This is a genomic window from Pseudomonas sp. OVF7, from assembly GCF_030644265.1.
GTDB classification, from domain to species: Bacteria; Pseudomonadota; Gammaproteobacteria; order Pseudomonadales; family Pseudomonadaceae; genus Aquipseudomonas; species Aquipseudomonas gorinensis.
On sequence record NZ_CP128996.1, the window covers coordinates 321,738 to 339,440 of the forward strand.

General features: G+C 59.1%; 16 protein-coding genes. 11 read left to right on the top strand and 5 right to left on the bottom strand.

Annotated features, from left to right (window positions below; genetic code table 11):
• Positions 1–32 precede the first annotated feature (32 nt).
• Positions 33–1,535: an exopolyphosphatase gene (gene ppx, locus QU606_RS01430; RefSeq protein WP_069077252.1), complete on the bottom strand. Its 1,503-nt coding sequence runs from the start codon at positions 1,533–1,535 to the stop codon at positions 33–35.
• A gap of 499 nt (positions 1,536–2,034) precedes the next feature.
• Here ppx and QU606_RS01435 point away from each other — a divergent pair, with 499 nt between their 5' ends.
• The 5 genes from QU606_RS01435 (at position 2,035) to QU606_RS01455 (ending at position 7,327) form a co-directional block, all read left to right on the top strand.
• The gene (locus QU606_RS01435) at positions 2,035–2,688 is read left to right on the top strand and encodes a DUF1120 domain-containing protein (protein ID WP_304998046.1); all 654 of its coding nucleotides are present in this window, start codon (positions 2,035–2,037) and stop codon (positions 2,686–2,688) included.
• 139 nt (positions 2,689–2,827) lie between these two features.
• Positions 2,828–3,472 (top strand): DUF1120 domain-containing protein, encoded by a 645-nt coding sequence (locus QU606_RS01440; protein ID WP_304998047.1) that lies wholly within the window; start codon positions 2,828–2,830, stop codon positions 3,470–3,472.
• Between the two features lie 98 nt (positions 3,473–3,570).
• Positions 3,571–4,287, top strand: coding sequence for a fimbria/pilus chaperone family protein (locus QU606_RS01445; protein ID WP_024078027.1), 717 nt, complete (start codon positions 3,571–3,573; stop codon positions 4,285–4,287).
• A 6-nt stretch (positions 4,288–4,293) separates the two neighbouring features.
• Complete coding sequence (locus QU606_RS01450; RefSeq protein WP_304998048.1) at positions 4,294–6,801, top strand: fimbria/pilus outer membrane usher protein; 2,508 nt, start codon at positions 4,294–4,296, stop codon at positions 6,799–6,801.
• A 10-nt stretch (positions 6,802–6,811) separates the two neighbouring features.
• Positions 6,812–7,327: a DUF1120 domain-containing protein gene (locus tag QU606_RS01455; RefSeq protein WP_304998049.1), complete on the top strand. Its 516-nt coding sequence runs from the start codon at positions 6,812–6,814 to the stop codon at positions 7,325–7,327.
• Positions 7,328–7,331: 4 nt separating this feature from the next.
• On the opposite strand, the gene QU606_RS01460 is transcribed toward QU606_RS01455, so the two are convergent.
• Genes QU606_RS01460 through QU606_RS01475 form a run of 4 tightly spaced genes read right to left on the bottom strand, consistent with a single transcriptional unit; the run spans position 7,332 to position 10,171 of the window.
• Complete coding sequence (locus QU606_RS01460) at positions 7,332–8,069, bottom strand: amino acid ABC transporter ATP-binding protein (protein WP_024078024.1); 738 nt, start codon at positions 8,067–8,069, stop codon at positions 7,332–7,334.
• Positions 8,056–8,706, bottom strand: a complete 651-nt coding sequence (locus QU606_RS01465) for an amino acid ABC transporter permease (RefSeq protein ID WP_024078023.1) — start codon at positions 8,704–8,706, stop codon at positions 8,056–8,058. Before QU606_RS01465 ends, QU606_RS01460 begins: the two co-directional genes overlap by 14 nt.
• Entirely contained in the window at positions 8,703–9,371 is a 669-nt protein-coding gene (locus QU606_RS01470) for an amino acid ABC transporter permease (RefSeq protein ID WP_304998050.1), read from the bottom strand. The genes QU606_RS01465 and QU606_RS01470 overlap by 4 nt, the downstream gene beginning before the upstream one ends.
• A 14-nt stretch (positions 9,372–9,385) precedes the next feature.
• Positions 9,386–10,171, bottom strand: coding sequence for a transporter substrate-binding domain-containing protein (locus QU606_RS01475; RefSeq protein WP_024078021.1), 786 nt, complete (start codon positions 10,169–10,171; stop codon positions 9,386–9,388).
• Positions 10,172–10,426: 255 nt separating this feature from the next.
• Here QU606_RS01475 and QU606_RS01480 point away from each other — a divergent pair, with 255 nt between their 5' ends.
• The 6 genes from QU606_RS01480 (at position 10,427) to QU606_RS01505 (ending at position 17,700) form a co-directional block, all read left to right on the top strand.
• A complete protein-coding gene (locus tag QU606_RS01480; RefSeq protein ID WP_024078020.1) occupies positions 10,427–11,122 on the top strand; it encodes a FadR/GntR family transcriptional regulator in 696 nt (231 codons plus the stop codon).
• 122 nt (positions 11,123–11,244) lie between these two features.
• Positions 11,245–11,574: a thioredoxin TrxA gene (trxA, locus tag QU606_RS01485; RefSeq protein WP_024078019.1), complete on the top strand. Its 330-nt coding sequence runs from the start codon at positions 11,245–11,247 to the stop codon at positions 11,572–11,574.
• A 233-nt stretch (positions 11,575–11,807) separates the two neighbouring features.
• Positions 11,808–13,067, top strand: coding sequence for a transcription termination factor Rho (rho, locus tag QU606_RS01490; protein WP_017845130.1), 1,260 nt, complete (start codon positions 11,808–11,810; stop codon positions 13,065–13,067).
• A gap of 156 nt (positions 13,068–13,223) precedes the next feature.
• On the top strand, positions 13,224–15,206 hold the full coding sequence (locus QU606_RS01495; protein WP_069077249.1) for an acyltransferase family protein: 1,983 nt from the start codon (positions 13,224–13,226) through the stop codon (positions 15,204–15,206).
• 59 nt (positions 15,207–15,265) lie between these two features.
• Complete coding sequence (ubiD, locus tag QU606_RS01500) at positions 15,266–16,732, top strand: 4-hydroxy-3-polyprenylbenzoate decarboxylase (RefSeq protein WP_024078017.1); 1,467 nt, start codon at positions 15,266–15,268, stop codon at positions 16,730–16,732.
• On the top strand, positions 16,732–17,700 hold the full coding sequence (locus QU606_RS01505; protein ID WP_024078016.1) for a CDP-6-deoxy-delta-3,4-glucoseen reductase: 969 nt from the start codon (positions 16,732–16,734) through the stop codon (positions 17,698–17,700). The genes ubiD and QU606_RS01505 overlap by 1 nt, the downstream gene beginning before the upstream one ends.
• The last annotated feature ends 3 nt before the right edge of the window (positions 17,701–17,703 follow it).

The window sequence follows — 17,703 nt, forward strand, 5'->3', positions numbered from 1 at the left end:
CAGATTTGGTTTGCGGTGTGTCTTGGATCGGCTCAGCGCAGGTTCAGGCTGAAACCCACCCGTGTCAGCCATTCCGCTTCCTGGGCGAAGTCCGCCTGGGTCAGCTGGTTTTCGTCCAGCCAGCCTTTCGGGAACACCACGTCCAGGCTGTCGCCGTTGGCGCGCAGGGTCACCTGGGGCATTTCCTGGGTGCCACGGATGTGGTGGAACAGGATTGCAAAACGCAGCAGCACACACAGGCGAATCAGCTTGATGCCTTCATCGCCGAACTCGGCGAATTTGTCCTTGGGGATATTGCGGCGATGGCCGCGCACCAGCAGCGCAAGCATCTGCTGGTCTTCCCGGGAGAAGCCGGCCAGGTCGGAGTGCTCGATCAAGTAGGCGCCGTGCTTATGGTAATGGTAGTGGGCAATGTCCAGGCCCACCTCATGCACCTTGGCCGCCCAGCCGAGCAGCTCGCGCCATACACCGTCTTCCAGATCCCAGTCCTCGGCCACCTGGTCGAAGGCATGCAGGGCCTTGCGCTCCACGCGTGCCGCTTGTTCAAGGTCGACGTGATAACGCTCCATCAACGAACTGAGGGTGCGCTCACGCACGTCCTCATGGTGATGACGGCCCAGCAGGTCGTACAGCACGCCTTCGCGCAGAGCGCCGTCACAGTGGTCCATGCGTTGCAGTTCGAGGGCGTCGAAGATCGCTTCGAGGATCGCCAGGCCGGCGGGGAAGATGGTGCGACGGTCCGGCTTGATGCCATCGAAGTCGATTTTCTCGGCATCCCCCAGCTTGAACAGCTTGCGCTTGAGCCAGGCCAGGCCCTCGGCATTGACCTCGCCGGTACCATGGCCACCGGCCTTCAAGGCCAGGCCGATGGCGCGAATGGTGCCTGAAGAGCCGATAGCCTCATCCCAGGTCAAGCGGTGCAGGGCGTGCTCGATGCTCATGATTTCCAGGCGTGCCGCCGTGTAGGCCTGGGCATAGCGCGCCGGGGTAATCTTGCCGTCCTTGAAATAACGCTGGGTATAACTGACGCAGCCCATCTGCAGGCTTTCGCGCAGCAACGGTTCGAAGCGCTGGCCGATGATGAATTCGGTACTGCCGCCGCCGATGTCGGCCACCAGGCGCTTGCCAGGGGTATCGGCCAGGGTGTGGGACACGCCGAGGTAGATCAGGCGGGCTTCCTCACGGCCGGAGATGACTTCTACAGGGTGCCCGAGGATCTCCTCGGCGCGGCGGATGAATTCGCCACGGTTGCGTGCTTCGCGCAAAGCGTTGGTGCCGACGATGCGCACGGCGCCCTGGGGCATGCCGTTGATCAGTTGGGCAAAACGCTTGAGGCAGTCGAGGCCGCGTTGCATGGATTCTTCATTGAGCTGGCGCTCATCGTCGATCCCGGCTGCCAGTTGTACTTTCTCGCCGAGCCGCTCAAGGATGCGGATCTCGCCGTTCTGGGCCTTGGCCACGACCATGTGAAAACTGTTGGAGCCCAGGTCGATGGCGGCGATCAGGGACAGATTCTTGGCTTGGGATTGCGGCATGGTTTGGGGGTCTCGGTCGATAACCTGACCATCGTGCCACGATCGACCGCTGGAGCCAACGCGTAGTGCCAGGGGATTTTTGCTGCGTGCTCGGTAGGGCAATTGAGTAAGGGATGTAAGAAATGTTTATAAATATTGTATTGCAAGGCGGATAGCCGCTGTAAGACATGTTCCGCTACCCGTAAATTTACTGATTTATTGGCTAAGTCCTACTTGATTTATCTTTGTACCTTATTGGTGGCGCTTTTATTCGTACGGCCCTGGTTGAAGGTTTCGCGTTACGCGGCTGATGGTTCTTACGGAAATTGATATTTTTTCCGGCTTTATCGCCGATGTGAAGCGTTGATACTTCCGACCGGCGATTGTGCCGTGGTGTTATTGATCTATCGGTCAGCGTTTCAGGAAGAAGATATTGGTAGGCGTCGTCGCCGGGCGCGCATGAGGAGCTTTTTGATCTTTATTGATACACCCTCTAATTCTTGATTAAGGTGCGCTTTAGATGAAGAAGAATATAGCAATATTCGCAGGTGTATTTTTGGCTGTTGCTGGCTTGACAGCTCAAGCGGCAGATCTACGCGTAAAAGGATCCATTGCTCCTCCCAGCTGCAGCTTTACTATTACTAACTCGATTATTGATTATGGCAGTATTGATCCGAATACACTGAGTGCAACAAATTACACCAAGCTCGCAAAGAAAAGCACGCCGTATGCAATCAGGTGCGGATCTCACGCCAAGGCCAAAGTGGGCATCAAGGCAGTCGATAACCGTGCCAGTACCCGCATCCCTAACTTGATGGTGTCCCAGTTCGGTAGTAGCTACACGGATACTTATAACTACGGCCTGGGCGTTAATTCCAAAAATCAGAAGGTTGGCGGCTATGTTGTTCACCTGCGCAATTCGGTAGCGGATGGTAAAGCGGTCGGCGTTCTGACCTCCACCAATAATGGTGCAAGTTGGTCGGCGGGTGGCCAAGCCTTGGGGCTCGTTTCCAATGTTGCCTCGTGGTACTCGGGCACCGCTACCCCTATTCAACTCAATACCCTTTCCGGAAACCTGGAAGTCCAGGCCGTCATCAATAAAACGTCCGAGCTCGACTTGAGTAGCCGGGTAAGCCTGGATGGTCAGGCAACACTGGAGCTGCGCTACCTCTAAGACGTGTGCCCACCTGCTACAGGTTCCTGTCTCGTGAACGTTCCCTTTAACAGTATTGGATTTCATTACCTGTCAGAGAGGCGTGATTGGGGCAGGACTACAAAACCTGCAACAGACAGTCTTATGAGCGGTAAATTGTATGAAAAAAATAGTTGCAGTGATGACGGGCATATTTCTGGTTGTCGCAGGTTTTAATGCCCTGGCTATTGATGTGCGTGTAAAGGGCTTTATTGTGCCTGCAAGTTGCAGCTTCACATTGGTCAATGCGGTCATCGATTATGGCACCATTGACCCTCAACTATTAAGCGCTACAAACTACACCACGCTGGAAGCGAAAAGTACGCCTTATAACATTAAGTGCTCTTCTGGAACCCAGTTGGCTGTGACCGCTGTAGATAATCGCGCCGCCAGTAAAATTCCGGACATGATGAGAGGTCAGTTCGATCATCCGGTTACTGATCGCTTCAATTTCGGGCTTGGGTTGACCGCGGCGAATCAAAAGATTGGTGGTTACATAATGCAATTGCTTAATTCCACCGCTGACGGAAGGCCTGTTTTGCCTCTTTATGGGGACGGTCAAGGACGCTGGGTGGGGGGTGAGGGTGCGCTGGGGCAGGGGGGACATTTAACCAGCTGGTATTCAGGAACAATGGCGCCTGTGCGGCTTACTGTTATTTCTGGATATCTACAGTTTCAAGCCGTCATCAATAAAACCTCCGAATTGAATTTTAAGGATGTGGCCAGGTTGGACGGTCTCGCGACTTTGGAGTTGCGCTATCTCTAAGGGGTAGTGGGTGTGGTCAGGGCAAATCAGTGCTCTTGCGTGGCGTGCTGGAAGTTGCACCAATCGTTTTGATGCTCGTTAAATGAAGGGAAGAACAAATGATAATAGTGTCAAAGGCAAAGGCTCTCCTTTCGTTGTTTGTATGCTTCAACTTTCTTTTATGCAGCGTGGCGGTGGGCGATGGCATGCAACCTGAAACCACTGTCGTCGTTTTGAATGAGGCCGATGGGGAGGCCAGCATCAATGTGACAAATACGGATGCCCGACCCGCGTTGCTGCATTCGACCATCGAGGATATTCCAGAAGATCTTGAGCCCCTGGTGGTGTTGACCCCGCCGGTTGCACGGGTCGATGGTGGTGAGCGGCAAATGGTGAGGTTCCTGATAACCGCCAAGGAACCGCTCAAGACCCAGCGGTTGAAGCGCGTTTCCTTCGAAGGCATTCCCCAGGCTCAACCCGGTTCGGGTGCAACCATCGGTATCAGTCTTCGACAGAATCTGCCGCTGATCCTGCATCCGAAGGGACTGCCGCGGCACGAGGCACCCTGGGAGTTGCTGGCATGGCAACTCCGGAACAAAACCTTGAGTGTGCGTAACGACAGCCCCTATGTGGTTCGTTTGGCGGCTGAAGTACGGCTCAATCCGCAGAAAATCAGCACCAGCCTTCCCCGTACCTACATCCTGCCGGGCGAAGTATTGAGCGTGGAGTTGAAGACAGCGGCACCAGGGGCGACCTCCGTCACCCTCGAACCTGCCACCGTGTATGGTTTTTCCGTCGATAGCTACGAAGCGTTGCTCGTAGCGAACGCACCTTAATCCGCCATGAGTGATATCAACGGAGTCACCGGCACGGTTCGTAGTCGTTCACGTGAAAAACAAACACCCCAGCCGCTGTTCAGCGTCAATGGCCTGAGCCTGTCGGTGTGTGTAGTGATGATGTCGGGTGTGGCGACGGGGTCTTATGCGGCACCGACATCGACCATCGCGGGTTTTGATCTGGCGACGTTGCAGGCGCGTGGCATCAGCCCTTCGATTGCCCAGTATTTCCGTAGCGCCCCGCGTTTTAGCGAGGGCCTGAGGGTTGTAGACCTGACGGTGAATGGTGAACGTATTGGCTTGACGGATGCACGCTTCGATAGCGAGGGCGAATTGTGTTTTACCCGTGCCTTGCTGGAGCGCGCAGGCCTGCGTGTGCCTTCCTCGGTGATTGACAAGGGGGCCGCCGCTGATCACGCCTGCCATGATTTTCGGGCCGAGTACCCCAAGACGGTCACGACCCTGCGTCCTGGAAGTGAAGAAGTGGCGTTAGTGGTGCCCACGGACGCGCTGCACGATGGTCAGCGAGGTTCCGGCAGCTACGCTCGGGGGGGCACCGCCGCACTGCTCAATTACGACATTCAGGCAGTCAATAGTCACTCGCGAGCAGACACCAACCGTTATATGTCTGCCTCCACCGAGGTGGGTTTCAACCTGGGCGACTGGATTGCCCGCAGTCGCCAGCTCTACATCGCCAACGACCGTAACACCACGTCCGAGCATCTGTACGCCTATGCACAGCGCGACTTTGCGCCGCTGGCTTCTACATTCCAAGTCGGACAGGTTTCTGGAACCAGTCCTGTGTTTGGTGGCGTGCAACTGATGGGGGCACAGCTGTTTCCTGACGGTATAGAAAACCGTGCGGCCAACGCAGGCGTCCTGGTGGAAGGGCAGGCTCTTAGCCAATCACGGGTCGAGGTGAGGCAGTCCGGTGCCCTGATCTACACAACAGTGGTGCCAGAGGGGCCTTTCGCCTTGAAGAACCTGCCCTTGCTCAATGGCACCAGCGATCTTAACGTCACCGTCATTGACACTCGCGGTGGCCAGCGCAGCTTTGTGGTACCCGCCGCCTCGTTTCGTGCGGCAGTGCCCGTCAAGTCGGGCTACGCCGCGTCGGTGGGCAAGATTCGCGATGTCGAGCGGCGAGGCGCCAGGGAGCCCTTGATGGCCATGGGGAGTGGCACTTGGGCGGTGGGCAGGAACAGCGCGCTCAGCGCAGGTGTGCAGGCCACTGAAGGCTATAACTCGTTGGGATGGGCGCTGGACAGTAATTTCTCCCAGCGCTTTTCCGTCGGGGTGCGTAATAACCTGTCTCGAGACCATTCGAAAAAAGTGCAGGGCGCCCGAAGCAGTATTTCCGTAGGCGCTGCATTGCCCTGGGATGTGCAGATGGCGTTGAGCGCCACGACCCAGACGCAGGGTTACCGGGACGTACTCGATGCCGTATCCCGTGAAGAGCATGAAGGCTCGCGCTTCAAGAACCAGTACACCGCGGGTTTCAGCTGGGCGGACCCGCTATTCGGTGGCTTCTCTATCGGCTATACGCGTGGATCGCATTTCAACAGCCGCACTTCCGAACACGTCTATGGCTCATGGAACAAGAACTTCTTGTACGCCAACGTGGGCGTGACGGTGGACTCGCAAGTAGGCCAATCCAGCCAGGCAAAGGACAAGGGCCGAAACGACGACGGCGTAGGTGTGCGCTTGCAGGTCAGCGTGCCCTTGGGTGGCGATCGTTCCCTGAGTACGTATGCCCGCCGCCAGGGCCTGCGATCCAGCATCGGTACCGCCTATGACGAACGCGTCGATGAAACGCTGAACTACCAGGTCCGCAGTGATCATGAGCTGGGTGAACCTGCTGGAAACACACTGGGCGCAACGCTCAATACGACATCCCGCTATGCCCAGGTGGGCCTGGGAATCAACCGCGATTCTTACAACACCAGCTACAGCGGACAGGTGCAAGGCGGTGTGGTTGCTCACTCGGAAGGCGTCACGCTATCGCCGTACCCTGTCGAGGACACGTTTGGCGTGGTCTCGGTCGGCGATATCCCTGGCGCACGGATTACCACGCCGCAAGGCCCCGTATGGACCGACCCATGGGGCAATGCGGTCATTGCCGCCTTGCCGGCCTATCAAACCAGCCAGTTGGAAGTCGAAGGCAAAAGCTTGCCGAAACAAGTGGATATCAAGAATGGCACCCGGACCCTGGAGGCAGGGCGAGGTTCGTTCAGTCAGGTCAACTTCGATGTGGTGAAGGTGCGACGAGTGCTGCTGCGTGCCACCGACTCGCGGGGTAACCCTTTGCCCCAGGGCGCTGCGGTCCTTGGAGCTGACAATACTTTCCTGACCACGGTAGTGGGTGACGGCATGATTTTCCTGAGTAATGCCGACGCGTTGAAAACCCTGAAAGTATCCTCGTCGAATGCGACTTCTTGCGTACTGAAACTCGACCTCGCGGAGCAAACGAATGATGGCCAATTTTATGAAGCCGCTTCGGCGACCTGCCGCTAGGGCTGGCGCCTTGAAGCGTGCTGGTGTGCTGCTGGCGGGGCTGGTGCTGGCGGGTGAGGCCAGTGCGGCTTGTCGTTTGTCCTTGAGCCAGCCGCTGGTTGACTATGGCCTGCTGCGAAGTGACGGGCAGTCGGCCAGCCAGGCCGTTTCCATGGGCAAGCGCACAGTGCGTTTGAATGTGGTGTGCCCTGGGGCAACCGTGATTGCGCTGCGTTTTGACGGTACGCCCGCCAACGCTGAGGGCTACAGGTTTGGTCGGCAAGACTATTTCAACTTGACCCTCCAGCATCCCCTGCTGGATGGGAAGCCAGTGGAGCTGGCGCAGTTGTACAACCACGCCGAGCGAGGCGGGGCCCTGCGCCCAGGGCAGGTGCTGGTTGTGTTGGCAGGTGGGTTGCCTGCCACCGGGCGTACCTTTTCAGCGCAGGTGCAGGTCGACACCTGGCTGTCGAGTGCGGCCATTGCCGTTCGCGATAAAACCACGCTGGAGGGCAATGGACGATTCGAGCTGGTGCCAGGAGGCTGACGGGTCAGGCGGAGGCCTCGGTAGTGCCGATGAAATTCGCGAGCTCGGCAGTCTGAGGGTTTGCAAACAGCACCTTGGGATCACCGACTTCATGCACCTTGCCCTGGTGCATGAACACCAGCTTATCCCCGACTTCCCGGGCAAAGCGCATTTCGTGGGTCACCATGATCAGGGTCATGCCGTCCTTGGCCAACTGGCGAACCACACTGAGGACTTCGTTGACCAGTTCCGGGTCCAGCGCCGAAGTGATTTCATCGCACAGCAGCACCTTGGGCGACATCGCCAGCGCACGAGCGATGGCAACGCGTTGCTGCTGGCCGCCTGAAAGGCGATCGGGAAAGGCGTCGAACTTCTCGCCCAGGCCAACGCGTTCCAGCATCTGTCGCGCCAATTGTGTCGCCTTGGCCTTGGGCACTTTTTGTACGACCTGTGGCGCAAGCATGACGTTTTCGCCCACCGTAAGGTGCGGGAACAGGTTGAACTGCTGGAACACCATGCCCACTTTCTGCCGAAGGCTGCGCAGGTCGGCACGGGCGGCGTCGAGGTATTCGCCGTCAACTTCAATCACGCCGTCGTTGATCGATTCCAGGCCATTGAGGGTTCGCAGTAAAGTGGATTTACCCGAGCCGCTGCGGCCGATGATCGCCACCACCTGGCCTTCTTCAACCGTCAGGTCGATGCCCTTGAGTACGTGGTGATCGCCGTAATACTTATGCAGGGCGGAAATTCTAAGCAGAGGCATGCAGTCTCCTTTCCAAGTAGCGCGCACTGAGGGACAAGGGGTAGCAGAGCAGGAAGTAACCGAGGGCCACCAGGCCGTAGACCATAAAGGGCTCGAAAGTGGCATTGGCGAGCATGCCGCCGGTCTTGGTCAATTCGGTGAAGCCGATGATCGAGGTCACTGCGGTGCCTTTGACCACCTGCACCGAGAAGCCCACGGTGGGCGCCACGGCAATTCGCAGGGCCTGGGGCAGGATCACGTAGCGCAGTTGCTCAAATGGGTTGAGGGCCAGGCTGGCCGAGGCTTCCCACTGCCCGTGGGCGATGGAGTCGACACAGCCACGCCAGATTTCGGCGAGGTAGGCGCTGGTGAACAGCGTCAAGGCAATCGCCGCGGCCAGCCAGGGCGAGATATCCACGCCAAGCAGGGCGATGCCGAAAAACACCAGGAACAGTTGCATCAACAGCGGCGTGCCCTGGAACAGTTCGATGTAGGTGCGCGCGACATTACGCGGGAAAGCCTTGCGGCTGATGCGCATCGTCATCACCAGCAAGCCGATCAGGCCACCGCCGACAAACGCCACCAACGACAACAACAATGTCCACTGCAGGCCGGTGGCCAGGTTGCGAACGATGTCCCAGAAGGAAAAATCACTCATCGACTGTTCCTCATCACGAAGCGGCGGCCAATCCAGTTGAGGAACTGGCGAATCATCAACGCCATGCACAGGTACACCAGGGTGGTCAGGGCATAGGTTTCAAATGCGCGGAAGTTACGCGACTGGATAAAGTTGGCGGCAAAGCTCAGTTCCTCGGTGGCGATCTGCGAACACACCGCCGAGCCGAGCATCACAATGATGATCTGGCTGCTCAAGGCCGGCCACACCTTGCCCAGCGCCGGTAGCAGCACCACATGGCGGAATGCTTCGAAGCGTGTCATCGCCAGCGCTGCGGCGGCCTCCAGTTGCCCGCGCGGGATGGCCTGGATACCGGCGCGGATGATTTCGGTGGAGTAGGCCCCCAGGTTGATCACCATCGCCAGCACGGCGGCTTGCCACTCGGTAATCTTCAGCCCCAGGGACGGCAGGCCGAAGAAGATAAAGAACAACTGCACCAGGAACGGCGTGTTGCGGATCAACTCGACATACACCCCAAAGAACCAGGCCAATGGCTGGATTTTCCACGCCCGCACCACGGCCCCCACGGTGCCCAGGGCGACCCCCAGGATCGCGCCGATAGCGGTCAGCTCAAGGGTGAACAGGGCACCGCGCAACAGCAGGTCGGTATTGGCCAGCACCGGCACAAAGTCGAATTGATAGGCCATCAATCAGCTCCGCTTCAGAGGTCAGCAGGCAGTGGTTCTTTGAGCCACTGCATCGCGTTCTTTTCCAGGCTGCCGTCCGCCTTGGCCGCGACCAGGATCTGGTTGACCTTCTCCAGCAACGCCGGCTCGTTCTTGTTCACGCCCACGTACACCGGCGAATCCTTGAGCTTCACTTTCAGCGCGGGCACGCGTTTCGGGTTGCGCTCGCTGATCGCTACCATCACCACGTTGCCGCTTGCGATCAGGTCGACTTGGCCGGCCAGGTAGGCGGCGATGGTCGAGTTGTTATCTTCGAAGCGCTTGATGGTTGCCTCTTTGGGGGCGACGGCGGTCAGCTCGATGTCTTCGATGGCGCCACGAGTCACGCTGATGGTCTTGCCCTTGAGGTCGTCAGTGCTGGCGATGGGGGCGTCAGGCGGGCCGAACACCGCCAGGTAGAAGGGGGCGTAGGCCTTGGAGAAGTCGATGACCTTTTCACGCTCGGGGTTCTTGCCCAGGCTGGAGATCACCAGGTCGACCTTGCCGGTGGTGAGGAACGGAATGCGGTTGGTGCTGTTGACCGGCGTCAGTTCCAGCTTGACCTTGAGTTGGTCGGCCAGCAGCTTGGCGGTGTCGATATCCAGGCCGCGTGGTTTCATGTCGGGGCCGACCGAACCGAATGGCGGGAAGTCCTGGGGCACGGCGACCTTGAGGGTGCCACGGGCGACGATGTCGTCCAGACCGTTGGCCTGGGCGGGTGCCTGGCTCAGCATCAGGCTGGCAAACAGGGCAGTGAGCAGGGCGCTGTAGCGCTTGGTCATGGCAACTCTCCGAGAAGGGCGAAGGGAATTTCTGGATTTGCCCAGTGCACAGCCCATGCCATGACCGTCGCAATGGCCTGCAACGCTCGGATTTGCTGAGTTTAAGTGGTCTTACTGGTCTGAACAGTTGTCAGGCATTTCGCACCCTTTTCGGGCGTCGACAAAACCTGGCGAGCCCCTTTGGGGCGTAGCTTGCCGCCGGCTGCGAATAGCTTTACAACTAGCTGCTCAGCTGTCTGGAACCTTGAGTTTTTTATGAATTCCATCGCCCAAGCCGTACCGGAAGCGGCCCTGCAGGCCATCCGTAAACTGATCAAGGAGCAGGGCTTCGGGCCGGGTGATGCATTGCCATCCCAGCGCGACTTGGCAGTGCAGTTGGGCGTGAGCCGGGCGTCTTTGCGCGAGGCATTGTCGTCCCTCAGTGCTTTGGGCGTAGTCAGTGTGCAGCCAGGCAAGGGCGTGTTTGTGCAGGAGGTACAAGAGTCGCCGGGATTTGCCTGGCCCTTCGCGGCCCAGGCCACGCCGCTGGATATCTTCCAGTTGCGCTACGCGCTGGAGGGGTTTGCGGCGGGTTTGGCGGCAGTGACATTGACCCTCGATGAGCTGGATAGCCTTGAAGATAATGTCGAGGCCATGCGCAAAGTGCTCAAGGCCGGTGACTTCGAAGCTGCCGCCCGACTGGACTTCGAATTTCACCAGCGCATCCTCCTGGCCAGCGGCAATCAGGCGATGGTGAGCATACTCAGCGCCAGCGCCGAGGTGTTTCTGGAGAGCCAGAAACTACCGTTCATCCGGCCGGAGCGGGCCATGGAAACCTGGCAGGAGCACCGTCGAATCCTGCGTGCCCTGGCACGTCGCGCCAGTGCAGCGGCACAAAAAACCATGCAGGAACACGTGCGCAACGCGGCATTGCGTACTGGCATTGCCTTTGTGACTCCCGTAACGCCCTGAGTTGGGCCCATACCCAAACTCATGCACCACCATAGCAAGACTCAATCAGAGACGGCTTCCTGAACGGGGGAAGGGCAGCTATGATGGGCAACGTTTTTTTTGCTTACAATCCGGAGACATCCATGAGCAGCGATCTTATCAAGCACGTCACCGACGCGACCTTTGAGGCCGAAGTACTCAAGGCTGCTGGCCCGGTGCTGGTTGACTACTGGGCTGAATGGTGCGGCCCTTGCAAAATGATCGCTCCAGTCCTGGACGACATTGCGACCACCTACGAAGGCAAGCTGACCATTGCCAAGCTGAACATCGACGACAACCAGGAAACCCCGGCCAAGCACGGCGTGCGTGGTATCCCGACCCTGATGCTGTTCAAGGACGGCAACATCGAAGCGACCAAAGTAGGCGCGCTGTCGAAGTCCCAGTTGCAAGCTTTCCTCGACGCGCACATCTAAGCGTCAGCAAAAAGCCCCGCAAATCGCGGGGCTTTTTCGTGAAACAGGGCTAGACGCTCCGAAACTCAGGTGGTACATTCGGCCCCGCACTGGTTTCTCCACTGCCCCCTGCAAGCCGTCGCCGACGCATTCCTTTCGATTAGTACGCGATCCTGTCGCCTTCTCTGCGGCGCGGCCTCATTAAGCCAAAAGCTTAATTTCCCCCCCTCCATAAATGATTACGTCATTCCTATATGAATCTGACTGAACTCAAGCAAAAGCCGATTACCGAACTGCTCGAATTGGCCGAACAGATGGGCATAGAAAATATGGCCCGTTCGCGCAAGCAGGACGTGATTTTCTCCCTGCTGAAAAAGCACGCGAAAAGCGGCGAGGAAATCTCCGGTGATGGCGTGCTGGAGATTCTCCAGGACGGCTTCGGCTTCCTCCGCTCTGCAGACGCCTCCTATCTCGCCGGCCCAGACGATATCTATGTCTCGCCGAGCCAGATCCGTCGCTTCAACTTGCGCACCGGTGACACCATCGTTGGCAAGATCCGCCCTCCGAAGGAAGGCGAGCGTTATTTCGCCCTGCTCAAGGTCGACACGATCAACTTCGATCGTCCCGAGAACGCGAAAAACAAGATTCTCTTCGAGAACCTGACCCCGCTGTTCCCGACCGTGCGCATGAAGATGGAAGCCGGCAACGGTTCCACCGAAGACCTGACCGGTCGAGTCATCGACCTGTGCGCTCCCATCGGCAAGGGCCAGCGTGGCCTGATCGTCGCACCGCCGAAAGCCGGTAAGACCATCATGCTGCAGAACATTGCAGCGAACATCGCACGTAACAACCCTGAAGTTCACCTGATCGTATTGCTGATCGATGAGCGTCCGGAAGAAGTTACCGAAATGCAGCGCACCGTGCGCGGCGAAGTGGTTGCCTCGACGTTCGATGAGCCGCCAACCCGCCACGTGCAGGTTGCCGAAATGGTGATCGAGAAGGCCAAGCGCCTGGTCGAACACAAGAAGGACGTGGTGATCCTGCTCGACTCCATCACCCGTCTGGCTCGCGCCTACAACACCGTGATCCCGAGCTCCGGCAAGGTATTGACCGGTGGTGTCGATGCCCACGCCCTGGAGAAACCGAAGCGTTTCTTCGGCGCCGCGCGGAACATCGAAGAAGGCGGCTCGCTGACCATTATCGCCACCGCGCTGGTTGAAACCGGCTCTAAGATGGATGAAGTGATCTACGAAGAGTTCAAGGGTACCGGCAACATGGAATTGCCCCTGGACCGTCGCATCGCGGAAAAACGCGTGTTCCCGGCGATCAACATCAACCGCTCCGGCACCCGCCGCGAAGAGTTGCTGACCGCCGACGACGAACTGCAGCGCATGTGGATCCTGCGCAAGCTGCTGCACCCAATGGACGAAGTTGCGGCCATTGAGTTCTTGATCGACAAGCTGAAAACCACCAAGACCAATGACGAGTTCTTCCTGTCGATGAAACGTAAGTAATACGACGTTTCAGGTCCGTAAGAATGGCGCCCTCCGGGGCGCCATTTTTTTTGTGTCGAAAAAGGGAGGTTTGAGCGCGTCAAGTGTCAGTTAAGAAACAAAAAAGGTGAGCGAGGCTACGCTCATCCCCATTCGTATCTGGCTGACTCTAGATTTATGACCTCTCTTGCTTACCGAAGAGACATTGATGGCCTACGTGCTGTCGCTGTCCTTGCAGTCGTACTGTTCCACTTTGGCGTTCCAGGCGTTACTGGCGGCTTTGTGGGGGTAGACGTTTTTTTTGTGATTTCCGGCTTTTTGATTACTTCGATCATCTGGCGCGAACGCCAGGCCGGGCGTTTCAGTTTCGTCGACTTCTGGGCTCGCCGCGCCCGGCGTATCCTGCCGGCGTTGTTTGTGATGATGGCCGCGACACTGGCAGTGGGTTGGTTCCTGTTGGCACCCAAGGACTACGAAGAGCTGGGACGGTCGGCGCACTACCAGGTGATATTCACCTCCAACCTGCTATTTTCACGCCAGCACGGTTATTTCGACGCCTCCTCTGACATCAAGCCATTGCTGCACACTTGGTCGCTGGCGGTGGAGGAGCAGTTCTACATCCTCTTCCCGTTGTTGCTGACCCTGCTTTCCAGCCGCTTGAAACACTGGCGCCTGGCCTTGTTCGTGGTGTTGCTGGTGTCGTTTGGCCTGAGCGTCTGGGCCGTCGACCATCAACCGCAAAAAGCCTTCTTCCTGCTACACCTCAGGGCCTGGGAACTGCTGGCGGGTGCGATGCTGGCGGTGATGCCCAAGCGTGACTGGCGCGCTTCACCGGCACTCGCCCAGGGGGTCAGTCTGGTGTCCATGGCGTTGATCCTGATTGCCATATTCGCTTTCGATGCGTCCACGCCATTCCCCGGTGCCGCCGCTTTGCTGCCGGTGCTGGGTGTGGTTGGTTTGATCTGGGCCAATGGGCAGCGGCAAACCTGGGTCGGGCGGTTGCTCAGTTCGCGGTTGATGGTGGGCCTGGGGCTGATTTCTTATTCCTGGTACCTGTGGCATTGGCCGGTGTTCGTGTACGCCAACTATGCCGCGGTTGATGGCTTGGGCGCGCTTGATCTGACCGGGTTGTTATTGCTGAGCCTGGTGCTGGGTTATGTGTCCTGGCGCTTCGTGGAGGCGCCGTTTCGGGAAAAGCGCTTGCTGGCTGGGCGCAAGGCGATCCTGGCCGCTGCCGGGGCTGGCATCCTGTGCCTGGGCTTGACGGGCCTTGCGGTGCGCGAAGCCGATGGCGTGCCTTCACGCTTGTCCGAACAGGCGTTGCGGTATGCCCAGGCTAAGAAATGGAGCCCGGAACTCATGGCCTGCCTGGCGGACAAGGACACGCCCGATGAGCGACTGTTCTGCCACTTTGGCCCCAAAAGTCTGTCGGTGTCCGCGCTGGTGTGGGGCGATAGCCATGCCACCGCGTTGATTCCGGCGCTTGAGGATGGGGCCAAGCGCCACGACATCAGCCTGGTACAGGCCAGCTTCGCCGGTTGCGTGCCCTTGGACGGTCTGGAGAATATTTCTCGGTGTGCGCATTTCAATCGCCGCGTCGAGAAGGCCTTGGCCGATCAGTCGTTCAGTGATGTGGTACTGGCGGCGCGCTGGAGCCTGTACCTCTATGGGCAAATGTCGGGCGACAAGGAGCACGCGCTCAAGGACCCGAGCACCGGTGAGTACGTGCGCGCCGTGGCCGAACAACGCTTCGCCGAGGGCCTGCGCGAGCGCATCAAGGGGTTGCGCGCCGCCGGGCATCGCGTGTGGTTGGTCAAGGAAGTCCCGCTGCAGCAAATCATCGTGCCTTACCGCCTCAGTCGCCTGGCCATGATGCACCGCCCGGTGGAGGGAGAAGGGCTTGCGGTGGAGGAGCATGAGCGGCGCCAGGCTTTTATCACCCAGCTATTCGACGAGTTGGCGGCTGCCGACAGTGGCGTGGCGGTACTGGACCCGGCGCCCCTGCTGTGTGGCGTCGACGGTCTATGTCGGGTCGAACTCAATGGTCGCGCGCTGTACACCGATGATAATCACCTCTCCGAGGTCGGTGCGCGGCACATCGAAGCCTTTCTGGAGCCACTGTTCAGTTCGCTGCAATCACGGGGGCTGACGGCCAATTAAGCTGCCAGCCGCGGTCAGAGCAGGTAGGATGTACGCCTATTTTACGGGTGGCATGGTTAATGAAATTCAAGGATCTTCGGGATTTCGTGCAGCAACTTGAGCAGCGCGGAGAGTTGAAACGTATCCAGGTACCGGTTTCCCCGGTGCTGGAAATGACTGAGATTTGCGACCGTACCCTGCGTAACAAGGGCCCGGCGCTGCTGTTCGAGAACCCGACCGGCTTTGATATCCCGGTGCTCGGCAACCTGTTCGGCACCCCCGACCGCGTGGCCTTTGGCATGGGCGCCGAATCGGTCAGCGAATTGCGCGAGATCGGCAAGCTGCTGGCATTCCTCAAGGAGCCCGAGCCTCCCAAGGGCTTGAAGGATGCCTGGTCGAAGCTGCCGATTTTCCGCAAGATCATTGCCATGGCGCCCAAGGTGGTCAAGGACGCGGTGTGCCAGGAAGTGGTCATCGAGGGTGATGACGTCGACCTGGGCATGTTGCCGGTGCAGACCTGCTGGCCCGGCGACGTCGGCCCGCTGATCACCTGGGGCCTGACCGTCACCAAGGGCCCGAACAAGGATCGCCAGAACCTCGGCATCTACCGTCAGCAAGTGATCGGCCGCAACAAAGTGATCATGCGTTGGCTGAGCCACCGCGGCGGTGCCCTCGATTTCCGTGAGTGGTGTGAAAAGCACCCGGGCAAGCCGTTCCCGGTTTCCGTGGCGCTGGGTGCCGACCCGGCGACCATCCTCGGCGCCGTGACGCCGGTACCGGACAGCCTGTCCGAATACGCATTCGCCGGCCTGCTGCGCGGCAACCGCACTGAGCTGGTGAAGTGCCGTGGCAACGACCTGCAAGTACCGGCCACCGCCGAAATCATCCTCGAAGGCGTGATTCACCCCGGTGAAATGGCCGATGAGGGCCCTTACGGTGACCACACCGGTTACTACAACGAAGTCGACAGCTTCCCAGTGTTTACCGTTGAACGCATTACCCATCGAATCAAGCCGATCTACCACAGCACCTACACTGGCCGACCACCGGATGAGCCGGCGATCCTCGGCGTGGCGCTCAACGAAGTGTTCGTGCCGATCCTGCAAAAGCAATTCCCGGAGATCACCGACTTCTACCTGCCGCCGGAAGGCTGTTCGTACCGCATGGCCATTGTCACCATGAAGAAGTCGTACCCAGGCCATGCCAAGCGGGTCATGCTGGGTGTGTGGTCGTTTTTGCGACAGTTCATGTACACCAAGTTCGTTATTGTCACCGACGACGACATCAACGCCCGTGACTGGAACGACGTGATCTGGGCCATCACCACGCGCATGGACCCCAAGCGCGATACGGTGATGATCGACAATACGCCGATCGACTACCTCGACTTCGCCTCGCCGGTGTCGGGGCTGGGGTCGAAGATGGGCCTGGATGCCACCCATAAGTGGCCGGGTGAAACCACCCGCGAGTGGGGGCGGGTGATCGTCAAGGATGAAGCCGTGACGGCGCGTGTCGATGCGATCTGGAAAGAATTGGGAATAGATTGATGCGTGTAACCCTGCAACCTTCCGGTGCGGTACTGGAGTTGGTCCCTGGCGAGCGAATTCTCGAAGGCGCCCGCCGCCTGGGCTACGAGTGCCCGCAAGCCTGTCGCAACGGCGTGTGCCACGTGTGTGCGGCGCTCCTGGTGGAAGGCCGCGTGCAGCAGGCCGGCGAGGTGCGCGACCATGGTGAGTTCTATACCTGCATCGCCGAGCCACTGGAAGATTGTGTGGTGTTGTGGGATGGCGTGCTGGCACCGGGTGAGTTACCGCTGCGCAAGTTGGCGTGCCAGTTGAGCGAGTGCGTGGAGGTCGGTGGCGATGTGTGGCGCGTGCGCCTGCGCGCCCCGGCCGGCAAGGCAGTGCGTTACCACGCTGGGCAATACCTGATGATCGAGCGGGAGAACGGCGAGAAGTCGGCGTTTTCCCTGGCCTCCGCGCCCCATGCCGGGCGCGACCTGGAATTGCACGTGCTGGCCCGTGAGGACAGCGCGCGCAACCTGCTGGAGCAGTTGCAGCGCAACCGGATGGCTCGCATTGAGCTGCCGTTTGGCGACACCCACCTGGCTGAGCTGCCAGACGGGCCGCTGGTATTGATCGCCGCCGGCACCGGCATGGCGCAGATGCACAGCCTGATTGAGCATTGCCGCGCCTCGGGCTTCAAGCACCCGGTGCACCTGTATTGGGGCGTGCGTCGTCCAGAAGACTTCTACGAGATCGAGCATTGGGATCAATGGGCTCAACTGCCCAACCTGTTCCTGCACAAAGTCGTCAGCGACCTGTGTGGCTGGCAGGGTCGCTGCGGGCTGTTGCATGAGGCTGTGTGCGAGGACATTGCCGACCTGAAGGCGGTGCATGTCTACGCCAGCGGTTCGCCGGCGATGATCTACGGGACCTTGGACGCACTGGTGGAGGCCGGCATGGATGCGCACCAGATGCGCGCCGACGTATTCGCCTACGCCCCGCGGCCCTGACGC

Bases quoted from the DNA above. Each gene is read 5' to 3' on its own strand.
- QU606_RS01465 (WP_024078023.1), bottom strand. From the start codon at position 8,706: ATGAGTGATTTTTCCTTCTGGGACATCGTTCGCAACCTGGCCACCGGC.
- QU606_RS01450 (WP_304998048.1), top strand. From the start codon at position 4,294: ATGAGTGATATCAACGGAGTCACCGGCACGGTTCGTAGTCGTTCACGT.
- ubiD (WP_024078017.1), top strand. From the start codon at position 15,266: ATGAAATTCAAGGATCTTCGGGATTTCGTGCAGCAACTTGAGCAGCGC.
- QU606_RS01445 (WP_024078027.1), top strand. From the start codon at position 3,571: ATGATAATAGTGTCAAAGGCAAAGGCTCTCCTTTCGTTGTTTGTATGC.
- QU606_RS01435 (WP_304998046.1), top strand. From the start codon at position 2,035: ATGAAGAAGAATATAGCAATATTCGCAGGTGTATTTTTGGCTGTTGCT.
- QU606_RS01470 (WP_304998050.1), bottom strand. From the start codon at position 9,371: ATGGCCTATCAATTCGACTTTGTGCCGGTGCTGGCCAATACCGACCTG.
- QU606_RS01440 (WP_304998047.1), top strand. From the start codon at position 2,828: ATGAAAAAAATAGTTGCAGTGATGACGGGCATATTTCTGGTTGTCGCA.
- QU606_RS01460 (WP_024078024.1), bottom strand. From the start codon at position 8,069: ATGCCTCTGCTTAGAATTTCCGCCCTGCATAAGTATTACGGCGATCAC.
- QU606_RS01505 (WP_024078016.1), top strand. From the start codon at position 16,732: ATGCGTGTAACCCTGCAACCTTCCGGTGCGGTACTGGAGTTGGTCCCT.
- ppx (WP_069077252.1), bottom strand. From the start codon at position 1,535: ATGCCGCAATCCCAAGCCAAGAATCTGTCCCTGATCGCCGCCATCGAC.
- rho (WP_017845130.1), top strand. From the start codon at position 11,808: ATGAATCTGACTGAACTCAAGCAAAAGCCGATTACCGAACTGCTCGAA.
- trxA (WP_024078019.1), top strand. From the start codon at position 11,245: ATGAGCAGCGATCTTATCAAGCACGTCACCGACGCGACCTTTGAGGCC.
- QU606_RS01475 (WP_024078021.1), bottom strand. From the start codon at position 10,171: ATGACCAAGCGCTACAGCGCCCTGCTCACTGCCCTGTTTGCCAGCCTG.
- QU606_RS01480 (WP_024078020.1), top strand. From the start codon at position 10,427: ATGAATTCCATCGCCCAAGCCGTACCGGAAGCGGCCCTGCAGGCCATC.
- QU606_RS01495 (WP_069077249.1), top strand. From the start codon at position 13,224: ATGACCTCTCTTGCTTACCGAAGAGACATTGATGGCCTACGTGCTGTC.